This is a genomic window from Georgenia wangjunii (genome assembly GCF_036421975.1).
Lineage (GTDB): Bacteria > Actinomycetota > Actinomycetes > Actinomycetales > Actinomycetaceae > Georgenia_A > Georgenia_A wangjunii.
Window position 1 is genome coordinate 52,473 of the sequence record NZ_JAZGON010000001.1, and the last position, 15,091, is coordinate 67,563.

The following is a 15,091-nucleotide window of genomic DNA, read 5'->3' on the forward strand; positions in this document are numbered from 1 at the left end:
GACGGTCAGCGCCTCGGCGGCGGCGGGAGGAGCCGTCGGCTCAGTCGCAGCGCCTCCTCCCGGCCCGACGCCCCCAGCTTGTGGTACACGCTGCGCAGGTGCGTCTTCGCCGTGTTGACGGACACCCCGAGCTCGGCGCCGATGCCGGCCGGACCCGGGTGGTCGCGCAGCGCCATGAGGACCTCGAGCTCGCGGTCGCTGAGGAGGTCGAGACCGTCGAGGCGCGTCCGGACGCCCCGGGTCTCCGCGGGGCGCGGGGCGTCCTCGACGGGCTCCACCGCATCGACGACGGGCGCGGCCTGCGCCTGGTCGCCGCGGTGGTCGCCGCGGTGCTCGCCGCGCTGGTTGTTGCCCCGGGCATGCCCGAGGGAGGCAAGCTCGGAGTCGCGGACGCGCTCGCCCCCGGACGGGACGCGCAGCGCGAGCACGCTCTCGTCGCTACGAGCGAGGTCGGTGAAGGCATCGAGCGGGACGAGGGCGAACGGCCGGCGCTGGCCCGTGGCACGGGCGGCGTGCACAGCGCGCGAGAACGCGGCCGCCGCCGACGTCCGCTCGCCGAGGCTGAGGTGGGCGCGCGCGAGCACGAGGTTGGTCTCGAGCGTCGCGCGCACGGTGAGGCGCGGGTCGCGCAGGGCTGCCTGGGCACTGTCGATCGCCTCACGCAGCCGGCCCTGCGCGTAGTGGACGGTCGCCCACGTCGGGTTCGAGACGTGGGACGCCGCGAACCGGGCGAGGGACTCCTCGGCGACGTCGGGCATCCCGGCGACGACGAGGAGCTCGACGATCGTCGTGCCGAGCAGGGACTCGGTGATGCCGTTGCGCTCGAGGTGGCGCATCGCGGCGCGAAGGTCGTTGGCGGAGCGCGCCTGCTGCTCGACGGAGCCGCTCACCGTGGCCGCGTGCCCGCGGACGAAGACGGTCATCGCCCACAGGTCGTCGCGCCGGTGCGGCTCGAGCATCGCGGCCACGGCCTCCTCGGCCTCGGGAGTCATGCCGTCGACGCAGGCGAGCGCGTACGCCAGCCGCGCCCATGTCTGGACGAGGTCGGTCAGTCCCTCGCGGCGGGGACCGCTGAGGAGCGGCTTGATGTCCGCGTGCTCCGCCCACCGCAGCGCCTGGTTGACCTCTCCGCTCAGCGCCTTCGTCACCATGAGGCCAGCGCTGCCCATGAGGATCGCGCCCGCGTCCTTCGTGTCGAGCCCGCGCTCGCGCACGAGCCCGAACGCGTAGATCGCCGCGGCCGGGTCCCCGGCGAGCACCGCGCTGACGCCCCACTGGACGAGGACGATGACGAGGTCGTCCTCGCTGAAGCCGTCCATGGCCCGGAGCTGCCCGGCCATCTGGAGGAACGCCGGCTCGCGCGTGGCCCACTGCTGCCCGTCCGGGCCCTGCCGCGAGGGCATCCGGGGCAGCTCGGCGCGCGCCACGGCCAGCCGTGGGTGGGCGGCCACCATCTCCTCGGGGAACGCCCGGGCCGCCTCGATGAGGGTCATCTGGTGCGACGTGACGAGCGACGCCCAGTCCTGCTCGATGACCTGGAGCGCGATGTCCCACTCCCCCGCACGGCACGCGTGCCGCAGGACCCCGGCTGCCCCCTCCTCGCGCGCCGCCTCGACCATGAGCGCGAGGTGCACCTCACGCTCCACGTCGGGCCGCGACTCGCGCAGGATCCGCACGAGCGCCTCACGGATCGCCGGCGGGTAGCCGTAGCGCACGCCCGCGTCCGTCCTGCGCACGGTGAGGAGCCCGGTGAGCCGCATGTTCCGCAGGTCCCGGGCGCCTCGCTCCCCGGGCACGATGGCCGTCACGCCGCTCGCGGTGAACTCCTCGGGCACCGCTGTCCGGAGGAGGAACTCGCGGAGCCCCTCGGACTGGAGGTCGTTGAGGAGGGTGGCGAGGTAGCCGTCGACGAGGCTCGCCTCGACCCGCGCGTCCCCGCCCGTCACCGCGGCGTCCTCGATGCAGGAGCGGATCGCGGCAGGCCACCCGCCGAGGTCGTGCGCGATCTCGTGCGCCTGCCTGCGCGTCATCTCCAGGCCCATGCGCTCGGACAGCGCTGCGACGAGCTCCGGGGTGAGCGCGAGGTCCTCGGGCCGGATGACCGCGGTGTCCACCGAGAGCGCCCCGGTCGTCTCGAGCGCGCGCAGGGCCCGCGTCGCGACGACGAGGTCGAGCCGCTCGTTCTGCCGGACGAGCTCGACGAGGTCCTCGTCGATCTCGTCGGCGCCCTCGATGCGGCCCGCCTCGTGGAAGTCGTCGATGACGAGGATGAGTGGCTTGCGCCGCCCGAGGAGCGCCTGGCACACGGCGACCCGGTCGTCCCCTGCCGGGTCGGTCACCAGGCCCGCGTCCGTGAGCGCGGCGCGGAGCAGGCGCCAGAAGCCCGACGCGATGCGCGCCTCGATCGAGAGCCTGAGGTAGAGCACCGGGTCGTCGTCGTCCCGCTGGCCGAGCCACCGCACGATCGCCGTCGTCTTGCCGTACCCCCGGGGCCCACGGACGATCGTCAGCGGCGCACGGTTGGCGAGCGTGTCGGTGACGCTCGCCCCGATCTCGGCATCCCGGCTGGCGCGCGGCAGCACGCCGTAGACCTGCCGCCCCAGGTGTGCCATAACGCTATGATTGCAGACGCGCGATCTTCACACCTGCGCTCCGCAGCTTCGTCTCACCGCCGTCGGGCGCGGTGAGGACCCAGATCCCGTCCTCGGTGAGGGCGACGGTGTGCTCGGCGTGCGCGGCGCGTGAGCCGTCCGCGGTGACGACCGTCCACTCGTCGGCCAGGACCTTGGTGTGCCTGCTGCCGCGGGCGATCATCGGCTCGACAGCGAGACACATCCCGGGCCGCAGCTTCGGCCCCCGCTCGCCGGTGCGGTAGTTGAGGACGTCCGGCGGCTGGTGCATCGCCGTCCCGATCCCGTGGCCGACGTACTCCTGGATGATCGACAGGCGCACGCCCGCACCCTCGGCGTACGCGTCGACCGTGTCCTCGACCGCCTCGCCGACGACGCCGAGCCGCTCTCCCGTGGCCAGGGCGGCGATGGCCGCCCACATCGCCTCCTCGGTGACCTCGGCGAGCCGCTGGTCGAGCGGGTCCCCGCCGGGCAGGACGACCGTGAAGGCGGCGTCACCGTGCCACCCGTCGACGACGGCCCCGCAGTCGAAGGAGACGACGTCACCCTGCGCGAGGACGCGCCCGCCGGGGATGCCGTGGACGACCTCCTCGTTGACCGAGATGCACACGTTCGCGGGGTAGCCGTGGTAGCCGAGGAAGTTCGAGGCGGCGCCCGCGTCGGCAAGGACGCCGGCGGCCACGTCGTCGAGCTCGGCGGTCGTCATCCCGGGCGCGACGGCGGAGCGCAGAGCGGCGTGGATGTCGGCGACGACGAGCCCGGCCCGCCGCATCGCCCGGATCTGCTCCGTGCTCTTGTACTCGATGCGCTCTCGTCCGAACATGGCGTCCCCTCTCGTCGAGACAAGCCGACGGCGCGCCCTGCGGTTCCGCGGGGCGCGCCGTCAGGCCGTGTGGTGCTTACGCCTCAGCCGAGGCGCTCGAGCGCGGCGAGAAGACGCTCCGTGACGGCGTCCATCTCCCCCATGCCGTCGACGCGCACGAGGAGCCCCCGCTCCTCGTAGGCGCCCGCGAGCGGCTCGGTCTGCTCGCGGTAGACCTCGAGCCGGCGCCGGATGACGACGTCCGTGTCGTCCGCGCGTCCCTGCTCGGCGGCCCGCTTGAGCAGGCGCTCGACCACGGCATCGGTGTCGGCCGTCAGCTCGACGACGGCATCGAGGTCGTGGCCGTGCGCGGAGAGCATCGCGTCGAGCTCACGGACCTGGTCCTGCGTGCGGGGGTACCCGTCGAGGAGGAAGCCGTCGCTGGCGTCCGGCTCCGCGAGCCGTGCCCGCACCATGTCGTTCGTGACCTCGTCGGGGACGTACTCCCCGGCGTCCATGTACCGCTGGGCGCGCCGCCCGAGCTCCGTCTGGCCCGCGACGTTCGACCGGAAGATGTCTCCGGTCGAGATCGCCGGGACGCCGAGCCGCTCGCTGAGGCGGGCGGCCTGCGTGCCCTTGCCCGCACCGGGAGGTCCGAGGAGGACGAGCCGCGCGCTCACTTGAGGAAGCCCTCGTAGTGCCGCTGCTGGAGCTGGGAGTCGATCTCCTTGACGGTCTGCAGACCGACACCGACGACGATGAGGATCGACGTGCCACCGAGCGCGAACCCGACGTTGTCAGGCAGGTTGAGCGCGGCGAAGACGATGACCGGGATGAGCGCGACGAGCCCGAGGTAGAGCGCACCGGCGCTCGTGATCCGCGAGATGACGTACTGGAGGTACTCCGCCGTCGGCCGCCCGGCGCGGATGCCGGGGATGAACCCGCCGTAGCGCTTCATGTTGTCCGCGACGTCGTCCGGGTTGAACGTGATCGACGTGTAGAAGAACGCGAAGAACACGATGAGGAAGAAGTACACGACCATGTAGAGCGGCGCGGTCGGCGAGGCGAGGTTCTCGGTGATCCACAGGACCCACGGGGCCGTCATGTCGCCGAACTGCGCGAACAGGCCGGGCAGCGCGAGCAGCGAGGACGCGAAGATCACGGGGATGACACCCGCCATGTTGATCTTGATCGGGATGTAGGTGCTCGAGCCGCCGTACATCCGGCGACCCACCATCCGCTTGGCGTACTGGACCGGGATCCGGCGCTGCGACTGCTCGACCAGGACGACGAGCAGCGTGACGAGCAGGAGCAGCGCGACGACGACCGTGACGTTCGCGATGCCGTTGTCCGCGCCGCCGACGGACCAGACGGCGGACGGGAAGCCAGCGGCGATGGAGGTGAAGATGAGGAGCGACATGCCGTTGCCGACGCCACGCTCGGTGATGGTCTCGCCCATCCACATGACGAGGCCGGTACCGGCCGTCATCGTGATGATCATGAGGACGATCGTCATGACCGAGTCCTCGGGGATGAGCGGCACGGGGCAGCCCGGGAACAGGTTCCCCGAGCGCGCCATCGTGATGACCGTCGTCGACTGGAGGACGGCGAGGCCGATGGTGAGGTAGCGCGTGTACTGCGTCAGCTTCGCCTGGCCGGCCTGTCCCTCCTTCTGGAGCGTCTCGAAGTGGGGGATGACCACACGCAGCAGCTGGACGATGATGCTCGCGGTGATGTACGGCATGATGCCGAGCGCGAAGATCGACAGCTGCAGCAGGGCCCCGCCGCTGAACAGGTTGACGAGACCGATGAGGTCGTTGCTGCCACCGGTGAGGGCGACGCACTCCTGCACGTTGGGGTAGGAGACACCCGGCGTCGGGATGAAAGACCCGAGGCGGAAGATCGCCATGACTCCGAGTGTGAACAGCAGCTTGCGCCGCAGGTCAGGCGTACGGAACGCCTGGGCGAATGCGCTGAGCAATCTTCCTCCTGCTTGCATCGTGCCCGCCCCCGGCGTAGATGCCGTGGCGGAAGCTCGTGGACCGCGTTGAACCCTACCGGTTCGACGACGCTGTCCGGTGCGGTCCGGGCGTCCCGCGTGCGCGGGCGCCCGATGACAAGCGCGGGCGGCCCGTTACCGGGCCGCCCGCACTGGTGTCACGGCTGCGTGACGGAACCGCCAGCAGCCTCGATCTTCTCCTTGGCCGAAGCCGACCAGGCGTCGACGGCGACGTCGACCTTGACGGCGATCTCGCCGGTGCCGAGCACCTTGACGAGCTTGCCGGAGCGCACCGCGCCCTTGTCCACGAGATCGGCCACCGTGACGGTGCCTCCCTCGGGGAACAGTGCCGTCAGCTTGTCGAGGTTGACGACCTGGTACTCGGTGCGGAACGGGTTCGTGAAGCCGCGGAGCTTGGGCAGCCGCATGTGCAGCGGCATCTGCCCGCCCTCGAACCCGGCGGGCACCTGGTAGCGGGCCTTCGTGCCCTTGGTGCCGCGACCCGCGGTCTTCCCGCGCTTGCCGCCCTCACCACGACCGACGCGGATCTTCGCGGTCTTGGCTCCGGGCGCCGGGCGCAGGTGGTGGACCTTGAGAGGACGCCCGGGGGCGTTCTCCGTGGTCGGGGTGTTCTCGGTGTCGGCCATGCTCACTCGACCTCCTCGACGGTGACGAGGTGCGCCACCGTCGTGATCATCCCGCGGACCTCGGGACGGTCCTCGCGCACGACGGATCCGCCGATGCGCCGGAGCCCGAGGGTCCGCAGCGTCTCACGCTGGTTCTGCTTGCCGCCGATGACGGACTTGGTCTGGGTGACCTTGAGCTGTGCCATCAGGCCCCTGCCTTCCCGGCCAGTGCGGCCTCGTCGCGAGCCTTGGCCTCGCCTGCCGCGCGGTTGCGCAGCATGCTGGCCGGGGCGACGCGCTCGAGGGGCAGCCCACGACGTGCGGCCACCGCCTCGGGCTGCTCGAGCCCCCGGAGCGCCGCGACCGTGGCGTGCACGATGTTGATGGCGTTCTCGGAGCCCAGCGACTTGCTGAGGATGTCGTGGATGCCGGCGCAGTCGAGCACGGCGCGCACCGGACCACCGGCGATGACGCCGGTTCCCGGGGCGGCGGGCCGGAGGAAGACCACACCAGCGGCGGCCTCACCCGTGATGGCGTGGGGGATCGTCTTCTGGATGCGGGGGACGCGGAAGAAGTTCTTCTTCGCCTCCTCGACGCCCTTGGCGATCGCCGCGGGCACCTCCTTGGCCTTGCCGTAGCCGACGCCCACAGTCCCGTCCCCGTCGCCGACGACGACGAGCGCGGTGAAGCTGAAGCGCCGACCGCCCTTGACGACCTTGGAGACGCGGTTGATCGTCACGACGCGCTCGATGAAGACGTTCTTCTCCTCGGCGCCGCGACGTCCGCCGTCGCGACGGCCGCCGCCGCCGCCGGCGCCGCCGGCGCCGCCTGCGCGCTCACCCGATCCACTGTTCCCGGCGCTGCCGGTACCGGAACCGGAGCCGGTCCTGCTTCGCTGCGGTGCAGCCATCAGATGTTCCTTTGCTCTCGTACGTCAACGATGGTCACAGAGTCAGACCACCCTCGCGGGCGCCGTCGGCGACCGCTGCGACCCGGCCGTGGTACTTGTTGCCACCACGGTCAAATACAGCGAACTCGACCCCGTTTGCCTTGGCGCGCTGGGCGATGAGCTCGCCCACCACGCGGGCCTTGTCCACCTTCGAGCCGTCGTTCCCGCGGAGGTCCGCCTCGAGCGTCGAGGCCGATGCCACCGTGCGCCCCGTCGTGTCGTCGACGAGCTGGGCGACCATGTGCCGCGAGGAGCGCGTGACGACCAGACGCGGTCGTGCCGTCGTGCCGCTGACCTTCTTGCGCACGCGCAGGTGGCGGCGTGCGCGGGAGATCGTCTTGCCCTTGCCCTTGATCGAGATAGCCATGGTCACTTACCAGCCTTTCCGACCTTGCGGCGGACCTGCTCGCCGGCGTATCGCACGCCCTTGCCCTTGTACGGCTCGGGCTTGCGAATCTTGCGGATGTTGGCGGCGACCTCGCCGACCTGCTGCTTGTCGATACCCGAGACCGTGATCTTCGTCGGGGACTCCACCGTGAGGGTGATGCCCTCCGGCGGGGTGACCGAGACCGGGTGCGAGAAGCCGAGGGCGAACTCGAGGTCCGAACCCTTCGCCACCACGCGGTAACCGGTACCGACGATCTCGAGCTTCTTCTCGTAGCCCTGCGTCACCCCGGTGACGAGGTTGGACAGCAGCGTGCGCGTGAGGCCGTGCAGCGAGCGCGACTCGCGCTCGTCGTCGGGGCGCGTGACAACCAGTGCGCCGGCGTCGTCACGGGCAACCGTGATGGGCGCGGCCACCGTGTGGCTCAGCGTTCCCTTGGGGCCCTTGACCGTCACCACGGCGCCGTCGATCGTGACGTCGACACCTGCGGGGACCGGGACCGGGACCTTTCCGATACGGGACATCGTCTACTCCTCCTTGTTCCCGGTCACCAGACGTAGGCGAGGACTTCTCCGCCTACGCCCTTGTTCTTCGCCTCGCGGTCCGTGAGGAGACCGGAGGATGTCGAGAGGATCGCCACCCCCAGGCCGCCGAGGACCTTCGGCAGGTTGGTCGACTTCGCGTACACGCGAAGTCCTGGCTTGGAGACGCGCCGCACACCGGCGAGCGAGCGCTCGCGCTGGGGGCCGAACTTGAGGTCCAGCGTCAGGTACTTGCCCACGGGAGCGTCCTGCACCGACCAGCCACTGATGTAGCCCTCGGTCTTGAGGATCTCCGCGATGTTTGCCTTGAGCTTCGAGTACGGCATGGTCACCGTCTCGTGGTACGCCGAGTTGGCGTTACGCAGACGCGTGAGCATGTCCGCGATGGGGTCAGTCATTGTCATCGGGCCTCAGCCCTTCCTCGTCGTGGTTTCCTCGCGGGACCTGCGACGTAGTCGTTTACCAGCTGGACTTGGTCACACCGGGGAGCTGACCCGCGAGGGCCATCTCCCGCAGGCAGATCCGGCAGAGCCCGAACTTGCGGTACACCGAGTGCGGGCGGCCGCACCGCTGGCAGCGGGTGTAGGCACGGACGGCGAACTTCGGCTTGCGGTTCGCCTTCTGGATCAGGGCAGTCTTGGCCACGTCAGTTCTCCTTGAAAGGGAAGCCCAGGCGCTTGAGCAGCGAGCGCCCCTCTTCGTCGGTAGTGGCCGAGGTGACGACCGTGATGTCCATGCCGCGCACGCGGTCGATGCTGTCCTGGTCGATCTCGTGGAACATCGACTGCTCGTTGAGGCCGAAGGTGTAGTTGCCGTGACCGTCGAACTGGCGCGGGGAGAGCCCACGGAAGTCGCGGATGCGGGGCAGCGCGAGGGACAGGAGGCGGTCGAGGAACTCCCACATCCGGTCGCCGCGCAGCGTGACGTGCGCACCGATCGGCTGGCCCTCGCGGAGCTTGAACTGCGCGATGGACTTGCGGGCCTTCGTCACCTGCGGCTTCTGACCGGTGATCGTCGCGAGGTCGCGGATGGCGCCCTCGATGAGCTTGGAGTCGCGCGCGGCGTCCCCCACACCCATGTTGACGACGATCTTGGTCAGGCCGGCGACCTGGTTGACGTTCTCGTGGGCGAACTCCTCGCGGAGCCCGGCGACGATCTCCTCGCGGTAGCGCTGCTTGAGGCGCGGGAGCTCGCGGACCTGCTCGGTCGCGGTGGCAGTGTTCTCGCTCATGCTCAGATGTCCTTACCGGAGCGCTTGGCCACGCGGACCCGCATGGTGCGGGTCCGGCCGTCGCGCTCGACCGTCTCGGTACGCGTACCCACCCGGGTGCCCTTCTTGGTGCCCGGGTCGACAACCATCACGTTGCTCACGTGGATGGGAGCCTCGATCGTCTCGATGCCGCCCGTCTTGGCGCCGCGCCCCGACTGGCCCACCTTCGTGTGCTTCTTGGCCCGCTGGACACCCTCGACGACGACCCGGTCGTTCTTGAGGTCGACCTCGAGGATGCGTCCCTGCTTGCCCTTGTCACGGCCCGCGATGACGACGACGAGGTCGCCCTTCTTGATCCTTGCCACGTCAGAGCACCTCCGGCGCCAGAGAGACGATGCGCATGAACCGCTTGTCGCGCAGCTCCCGGCCCACGGGGCCGAAGATGCGCGTGCCGCGCGGCTCGCCGTCAGCCTTGAGGATGACGGCAGCGTTCTCGTCGAACTTGATGTACGAACCATCGGGGCGGCGGCGTTCCTTCGTCGTCCGCACGATGACCGCCTTGACGACATCGCCCTTCTTGACGTTGCCGCCGGGGATGGCGTCCTTCACGGTGGCGACGATGACGTCACCGATACCGGCATAGCGCCGGCCGGAGCCACCGAGCACCCGGATGCACAAGATCTGCTTGGCCCCGGTGTTGTCGGCGACCTTGAGCCGCGACTCCTGCTGGATCACTGATTTCTCCTTGTCGACCTGGTTCTCGCTCGGTGCGCGAGCCTTGGTGAACTAGTTCTGTACAGCACTGTCCGGCTTCGCCGGGCTGTCTGTCTGTCCCGCCGAACCAAGCTCGCTTCGACGGTTTAGGCGGTTACTTGGCCTTCTCGAGGATCTCGACCACGCGCCAGTTCTTCGTGGCGCTGAGCGGCCGCGTCTCGGAGATGAGCACGAGGTCCCCGACACCCGCCGAGTTCTCCTCGTCGTGGGCCTTGACCTTGTTCGTGCGGCGGATGACCTTGCCGTAGAGGGCGTGCTTGACGCGGTCCTCGACCTCGACCACCACGGTCTTGTTCATCTTGTCGCTCACGACGTAGCCGCGGCGCGTCTTGCGGTCGTTGCGGACCTCGTCGGCCTGCGGCGTCTGGGCGGTGTTCTCGCTCACTGTGGCTGCCTCGTTCACTTCTCGGTGCTGGGAGCGGTGCGGATGCCGAGCTCGCGCTCGCGGACGATCGTGTAGATCCTCGCGATGTCGCGGCGTACGGCCTTGAGTCGACCGTGGTCCTCGAGCTGACCGGTGGCCGAGGAGAAACGGAGCTTGAACAGCTCGTCCTTGGCCTTGGTCAGCTCCTCGGCCAGGCGCTCGTCGTCCATCCCGTCCAGGTCGAAGGGAGCAAGACCCTTGGATCCGATGGCCATCAGAAGTCACCACCCTCACGGCTAACAAAACGCGTCTTCATGGGGAGCTTGTGCTGCGCACGCGAGAGAGCCTCGCGGGCCAGCTGCTCCGGGACACCGGCGAGCTCGAACATGATCCGGCCGGGCTTGACGTTGGCGATCCACCACTCGGGCGAGCCCTTGCCGGAACCCATGCGGGTCTCGGCAGGCTTCTTCGTGAGCGGGCGGTCGGGGTAGATGTTGATCCACACCTTGCCGCCACGCTTGATGTGGCGCGTCATGGCGATACGTGCGGCCTCGATCTGCCGGTTGGTGACGTAGGCAGGCTCGAGAGCCTGGATCCCGAAGTCACCGAACGCGATCGTCGTGCCGCCCTTGGCGACACCCGAGCGCTTCGGGTGGTGCTGCTTGCGGAACTTCGTCCGCCGAGGGATGAGCATGGCTCAGGCCTCCGTTCCGGTGGGAGCCGACGTGGGAGCTGCGGCCTCGGCGGCCGGAGCCGCGCCGTCAGCGGCCTGCGGGGCGCGGGGCGGACGCTCGTCGCCGCCGCGGCGACCGCGGGGGCGGTCGGGCCGGTCGGTGCGGGCGCGGGGGCCGCGCGAGCCGCCCTCGGCCTGCTCGCGGGCGAAGTCCTTCTCGGTCATGTTGCCCTTGTAGATCCACACCTTGACGCCGATACGGCCGAACGTGGTGCGGGCCTCGAAGAAGCCGTAGTCGATGTTCGCGCGGAGGGTGTGCAGCGGCACGCGGCCCTCGCGGTAGAACTCCGAGCGCGACATCTCGGCGCCACCGAGGCGGCCGGAGCACTGCACCCGGATGCCCTTGGCGCCGGCGCGCTGGGCGGACTGCATGCCCTTGCGCATCGCACGACGGAAGGACACGCGGCTGGCGAGCTGCTCGGCGATGCCCTGGGCGACGAGCTGGGCGTCCATCTCGGGGTTCTTGACCTCGAGGATGTTGAGCTGGACCTGCTTGCCCGTGAGCTTCTCGAGCTCCCCGCGCAGGCGGTCCGCCTCGGCGCCGCGGCGGCCGATGACGATGCCCGGGCGCGCCGTGTGGAGGTCGACGCGGACGCGGTCACGCGTGCGCTCGATCTCGACCTTGGCGATGCCGGCGCGCTCGAGGCCGGAGGCCATGAGCTTGCGGATGGCGACGTCCTCGCGGACGTAGTCGCGGTAGCGCTGACCCACCTTGGTGCTGTCAGCGAACCACCGCGAGCGGTGGTCGGTGGTGATTCCGAGCCGGAACCCGGTCGGGTTGACCTTCTGACCCACTAGCGGGCCCTCCCCTTCGTCCCGGCAGCGACCGTGGTCGCGCCGTCCTTGGTCTTCTCGCCCACGATGACCGTGATGTGGCTCGTGCGCTTGAGGATGCGGTTCGCCCGCCCCTGCGCACGGGGGCGGAAACGCTTGAGGGTCGGGCCCTCGTCGACGTACGCCTCCAGCACGACCAGCGCGCTGGGGTCGAACGCCTCGCTCGCCTGGTCCGCCTTCACGCGGGCGTTGGCCATCGCGCTCTCGACGACCTTGCGCACGGTCTCGGCCGCCGCCTGCGGGGCGAACCGCAGCACCGCCACAGCCTCCTCAGCCTGCTTGCCGCGGATGACATCCACGACTCGCCGGGCCTTCTGAGGCGTGACGCGGACGTATCGCGCCTGCGCCTTGGCTTCCATCGGATCCTGCCTTACTTGTCGATTGTGCTCAGTGGGTGGGGTTCGCTGGCCTGCTCACCGCGTCAGCGGCGACGGGCCTTGCGGTCGTCCTTGTCGTGCCCGCGGTAGGTGCGGGTCGGGGCGAACTCCCCCAGCTTGTGGCCGACCATCGACTCGGTGACGAAGACCGGGACGTGCTTGCGACCGTCGTGAACCGCAAAGGTGTGGCCGAGGAAGTCGGGCGTGATGACCGACCGGCGTGACCACGTCTTGATGACGTTCTTCGAGCCCGCCTCGTTCGCGACGTCCACCTTCTTGAGCAGGTGGCCGTCGACGAAGGGACCCTTCTTCAGACTGCGAGGCATCTCGTCGCTCTCCTGTCTCAGCGCTTCTTGCCGGTACGCCGACGGCGCACGATGAGCTTGTCGCTCGGCTTGTTCGGACGGCGGGTGCGGCCCTCGGCCTGGCCCCACGGGCTGACTGGGTGACGTCCACCGGACGTCTTGCCCTCGCCACCACCGTGCGGGTGGTCGACCGGGTTCATGGCGACACCACGGACGGTCGGGCGCTTGCCCTTCCAGCGCATGCGTCCGGCCTTGCCCCAGTTGATGTTCGACTGCTCGGCGTTGCCGACCTCACCGATCGAGGCGCGGCACCGGACGTCCACGTTGCGGATCTCCCCGGAGGGCATGCGCAGCTGGGCGTACGGCCCCTCCTTGGCGACGAGCTGGACCGAGGCGCCCGCCGAACGGGCGATCTTCGCGCCGCCACCGGGCTTGAGCTCGATGGCGTGGATGACCGTACCGACCGGGATGTTGCGCAGCGGCAGGTTGTTGCCCGGCTTGATGTCCGCACCGGGGCCGTTCTCGATGACGGCGCCCTGCGCGAGCTTGTTCGGCGCGAGGATGTAACGCTTCTCGCCGTCGGCGTAGTGCAGGAGCGCGATGCGCGCCGTGCGGTTGGGGTCGTACTCGATGTGCGCGACCTTCGCCGGCACCCCGTCCTTGTCGTGGCGACGGAAGTCGATGACGCGGTACGCGCGCTTGTGGCCGCCACCCTTGTGCCGGGTGGTGATACGGCCCGTGCTGTTACGGCCACCGGTCTTCGTCAGCGGGCGCACGAGCGACTTCTCGGGCTGCGAACGCGTGATCTCGACGAAGTCGGCGACGCTCGAGCCGCGACGGCCCGGTGTGGTCGGCTTGTACTTACGGATTCCCATGGGTATCGATCCTCTGTCTCTTCAGCGAGCGGCGTTAGCCGGCCACTTCGCCAAAGATGTCGATGGTGCCCTCGCGCAGCGTGACGATCGCGCGCTTGGTGTCCTTACGCTTGCCGATGCCGAACCGGGTGCGGCGGGTCTTGCCCGTGCGGTTGGCGGTGTTCACCGAGGAGACGCGGACGTTGAAGATCGCCTCGACGGCGTTCTTGATCTCGGTCTTGTTCGAGCGCGGGTCGACGAGGAAGGTGTACTTGCCCTCGTCGATCAGGTTGTAGCTCTTCTCGGAGACGACCGGGGCGAGAATGACGTCCCGGGGGTTCTTGTTGTTCTCGAGGCTCACTTGCTCTCCTCCGCCTGCTCGGCCGCGGGCTTCGTACCGAGGAAGGTCTCCAGGGCGCCGGCGGTGAAGACGACGTCGTCGTTGACGAGGACGTCGTAGGTGTTGAGCTGGTCCGCCCAGATGAGGTGGACGCGGTCGACGTTCCGCAGGCTCTTGATCGTCAGCTCGTCACCGCGCTCGACGACGACGAGCACCCGACGGGTCTCGACGATGTTCGCCAGCGCACGCAGCGCGGTCGCCGTCGAGGGGACCTCGCCACCGGCGAGTGAGGAGACGACGTGCACGCGGCCACCGCGGGCCCGGTCGGAGAGGGCGCCACGCAGGGCGGCGGCCTTCATCTTCTTGGGCGTGCGCTGGCTGTAGTCGCGCGGCTGCGGGCCGTGGACGACGCCACCGCCGGTGAACTGCGGTGCGCGGGTCGAGCCCTGACGGGCGCGGCCGGTGCCCTTCTGCTTCCAGGGCTTCGCGCCACCGCCGCGGACCTCGCCGCGGCTCTTGGTCGACGCCGTGCCCTGGCGCGCCGCAGCGAGCTGGGCGACGACGACCTGGTGGATCAGCGGGACGTTCGTAGCGACGTCGAACACCTCGGCGGGCAGCTCGGCCGTGCCGGCCTTCTTGCCTGCGGCGTCGAGCACGTCGACGGTCTGGGTGGTTGCCATGATGGCCTCACGCCCCCTTTACGGCGGTACGGACCACGACGACGCCACCCTTGGGGCCGGGGACTGCGCCCGTGATGAGGAGCAGGCCCTTCTCGGCGTCAACGGCGTGGATCGTGAGGTTCTGGGTGGTCTGGCGGTCGTGGCCCATGCGGCCGGCCATCTTCAGCCCACGGAAGACGCGGCCGGGCGTCGAGGCCCCGCCGATCGAACCGGGCTTGCGGTGGTTGCGGTGCGCACCGTGGGAGGCGCCGACGCCGTGGAAGCCGTGACGCTTCATCACACCGGCCGTGCCCTTGCCCTTGGTGGTGCCGACGACGTCGACCTTGGAACCGACCTCGAAGGAGTCAGCACCGAGCTCCTGGCCGAGCTCGAAGGAGTCGGAGGGAGAGGTGCGGATCTCGGCGACGAAGCGGCGCGGGGTCACACCGGCCTTGCCGAAGTGTCCCTTCAGCGGCTGGGTCACCTTGCGCGGGTCGATCTGTCCGAAGGCGAGCTGGACGGCGCTGTAGCCGTCTACCTCGTCGGTACGCAGCTGCGTCACGACGTTGGTGCCCACCTGGACGACCGTCACCGGCACGAAGCGGCCGGCGTCGTCCCACACCTGGGTCATGCCGAGCTTCGTGCCGAGCAGCGCCTTGACGGGCGCGCCAGCAGCCTGCTTGGAAAGGGTTGTCATTGCAGCAGTCC

At 69.8% G+C, this 15,091-nt stretch carries 24 protein-coding genes; all 24 read right to left on the reverse strand.

Annotated features, from left to right (window positions below):
- Positions 1-5: 5 nt before the first annotated feature.
- The gene (locus V2J63_RS00225) at positions 6-2,612 is read right to left on the reverse strand and encodes a helix-turn-helix transcriptional regulator (RefSeq protein WP_331228973.1); all 2,607 of its coding nucleotides are present in this window, start codon (positions 2,610-2,612) and stop codon (positions 6-8) included.
- A gap of 4 nt (positions 2,613-2,616) precedes the next feature.
- Positions 2,617-3,453, reverse strand: coding sequence for a type I methionyl aminopeptidase (gene map / locus V2J63_RS00230; RefSeq protein ID WP_331228974.1), 837 nt, complete (start codon positions 3,451-3,453; stop codon positions 2,617-2,619).
- Between the two features lie 83 nt (positions 3,454-3,536).
- Positions 3,537-4,112, reverse strand: a complete 576-nt coding sequence (locus tag V2J63_RS00235; RefSeq protein ID WP_331228975.1) for an adenylate kinase — start codon at positions 4,110-4,112, stop codon at positions 3,537-3,539.
- Complete coding sequence (gene secY / locus V2J63_RS00240) at positions 4,109-5,413, reverse strand: preprotein translocase subunit SecY (protein ID WP_331228976.1); 1,305 nt, start codon at positions 5,411-5,413, stop codon at positions 4,109-4,111. The genes V2J63_RS00235 and secY overlap by 4 nt, the downstream gene beginning before the upstream one ends.
- Positions 5,414-5,589: 176 nt before the next feature.
- Positions 5,590-6,078, reverse strand: a complete 489-nt coding sequence (gene rplO, locus V2J63_RS00245; RefSeq protein WP_331241917.1) for a 50S ribosomal protein L15 — start codon at positions 6,076-6,078, stop codon at positions 5,590-5,592.
- 2 nt (positions 6,079-6,080) lie between these two features.
- Positions 6,081-6,263 (reverse strand): 50S ribosomal protein L30, encoded by a 183-nt coding sequence (rpmD, locus tag V2J63_RS00250; RefSeq protein WP_331228977.1) that lies wholly within the window; start codon positions 6,261-6,263, stop codon positions 6,081-6,083.
- Positions 6,263-6,967 carry a 30S ribosomal protein S5 gene (gene rpsE / locus V2J63_RS00255; RefSeq protein WP_331228978.1) on the reverse strand — a complete coding sequence of 235 codons (705 nt, stop codon included), beginning with the start codon at positions 6,965-6,967 and terminating at the stop codon, positions 6,263-6,265. The genes rpmD and rpsE overlap by 1 nt, the downstream gene beginning before the upstream one ends.
- 34 nt (positions 6,968-7,001) lie before the next feature.
- Positions 7,002-7,373 carry a 50S ribosomal protein L18 gene (rplR, locus tag V2J63_RS00260; RefSeq protein ID WP_331228979.1) on the reverse strand — a complete coding sequence of 124 codons (372 nt, stop codon included), beginning with the start codon at positions 7,371-7,373 and terminating at the stop codon, positions 7,002-7,004.
- A gap of 2 nt (positions 7,374-7,375) precedes the next feature.
- Positions 7,376-7,915, reverse strand: coding sequence for a 50S ribosomal protein L6 (gene rplF / locus V2J63_RS00265; RefSeq protein WP_331228980.1), 540 nt, complete (start codon positions 7,913-7,915; stop codon positions 7,376-7,378).
- Positions 7,916-7,938: 23 nt separating this feature from the next.
- Entirely contained in the window at positions 7,939-8,337 is a 399-nt protein-coding gene (gene rpsH, locus V2J63_RS00270) for a 30S ribosomal protein S8 (RefSeq protein ID WP_331228981.1), read from the reverse strand.
- 55 nt (positions 8,338-8,392) lie between these two features.
- Positions 8,393-8,578: a type Z 30S ribosomal protein S14 gene (locus V2J63_RS00275; RefSeq protein WP_043498176.1), complete on the reverse strand. Its 186-nt coding sequence runs from the start codon at positions 8,576-8,578 to the stop codon at positions 8,393-8,395.
- A 1-nt stretch (position 8,579) separates the two neighbouring features.
- On the reverse strand, positions 8,580-9,164 hold the full coding sequence (gene rplE, locus V2J63_RS00280) for a 50S ribosomal protein L5 (protein WP_331228982.1): 585 nt from the start codon (positions 9,162-9,164) through the stop codon (positions 8,580-8,582).
- A gap of 2 nt (positions 9,165-9,166) precedes the next feature.
- Positions 9,167-9,508: a 50S ribosomal protein L24 gene (gene rplX, locus V2J63_RS00285; protein ID WP_331228983.1), complete on the reverse strand. Its 342-nt coding sequence runs from the start codon at positions 9,506-9,508 to the stop codon at positions 9,167-9,169.
- A 1-nt stretch (position 9,509) separates the two neighbouring features.
- Positions 9,510-9,878 (reverse strand): 50S ribosomal protein L14, encoded by a 369-nt coding sequence (gene rplN, locus V2J63_RS00290; RefSeq protein WP_331228984.1) that lies wholly within the window; start codon positions 9,876-9,878, stop codon positions 9,510-9,512.
- A gap of 133 nt (positions 9,879-10,011) precedes the next feature.
- Entirely contained in the window at positions 10,012-10,320 is a 309-nt protein-coding gene (rpsQ, locus tag V2J63_RS00295) for a 30S ribosomal protein S17 (protein ID WP_434056252.1), read from the reverse strand.
- Entirely contained in the window at positions 10,317-10,556 is a 240-nt protein-coding gene (gene rpmC, locus V2J63_RS00300; protein WP_331228986.1) for a 50S ribosomal protein L29, read from the reverse strand. Before rpmC ends, rpsQ begins: the two co-directional genes overlap by 4 nt.
- The gene (rplP, locus tag V2J63_RS00305) at positions 10,556-10,975 is read right to left on the reverse strand and encodes a 50S ribosomal protein L16 (protein WP_331228987.1); all 420 of its coding nucleotides are present in this window, start codon (positions 10,973-10,975) and stop codon (positions 10,556-10,558) included. Before rplP ends, rpmC begins: the two co-directional genes overlap by 1 nt.
- Positions 10,976-10,978: 3 nt before the next feature.
- Positions 10,979-11,809 carry a 30S ribosomal protein S3 gene (gene rpsC, locus V2J63_RS00310; RefSeq protein ID WP_331228988.1) on the reverse strand — a complete coding sequence of 277 codons (831 nt, stop codon included), beginning with the start codon at positions 11,807-11,809 and terminating at the stop codon, positions 10,979-10,981.
- Positions 11,809-12,207 (reverse strand): 50S ribosomal protein L22, encoded by a 399-nt coding sequence (gene rplV, locus V2J63_RS00315; RefSeq protein WP_331228989.1) that lies wholly within the window; start codon positions 12,205-12,207, stop codon positions 11,809-11,811. The genes rpsC and rplV overlap by 1 nt, the downstream gene beginning before the upstream one ends.
- A gap of 62 nt (positions 12,208-12,269) precedes the next feature.
- Positions 12,270-12,551, reverse strand: a complete 282-nt coding sequence (rpsS, locus tag V2J63_RS00320; RefSeq protein ID WP_331228990.1) for a 30S ribosomal protein S19 — start codon at positions 12,549-12,551, stop codon at positions 12,270-12,272.
- 17 nt (positions 12,552-12,568) lie between these two features.
- Positions 12,569-13,405, reverse strand: coding sequence for a 50S ribosomal protein L2 (gene rplB, locus V2J63_RS00325; RefSeq protein WP_331228991.1), 837 nt, complete (start codon positions 13,403-13,405; stop codon positions 12,569-12,571).
- Positions 13,406-13,439: 34 nt separating this feature from the next.
- Entirely contained in the window at positions 13,440-13,745 is a 306-nt protein-coding gene (rplW, locus tag V2J63_RS00330) for a 50S ribosomal protein L23 (RefSeq protein WP_331228993.1), read from the reverse strand.
- A complete protein-coding gene (gene rplD / locus V2J63_RS00335) occupies positions 13,742-14,404 on the reverse strand; it encodes a 50S ribosomal protein L4 (protein WP_331228994.1) in 663 nt (220 codons plus the stop codon). Before rplD ends, rplW begins: the two co-directional genes overlap by 4 nt.
- Positions 14,405-14,411: 7 nt before the next feature.
- Positions 14,412-15,080 carry a 50S ribosomal protein L3 gene (gene rplC, locus V2J63_RS00340; RefSeq protein WP_331228995.1) on the reverse strand — a complete coding sequence of 223 codons (669 nt, stop codon included), beginning with the start codon at positions 15,078-15,080 and terminating at the stop codon, positions 14,412-14,414.
- Positions 15,081-15,091 lie beyond the last annotated feature (11 nt).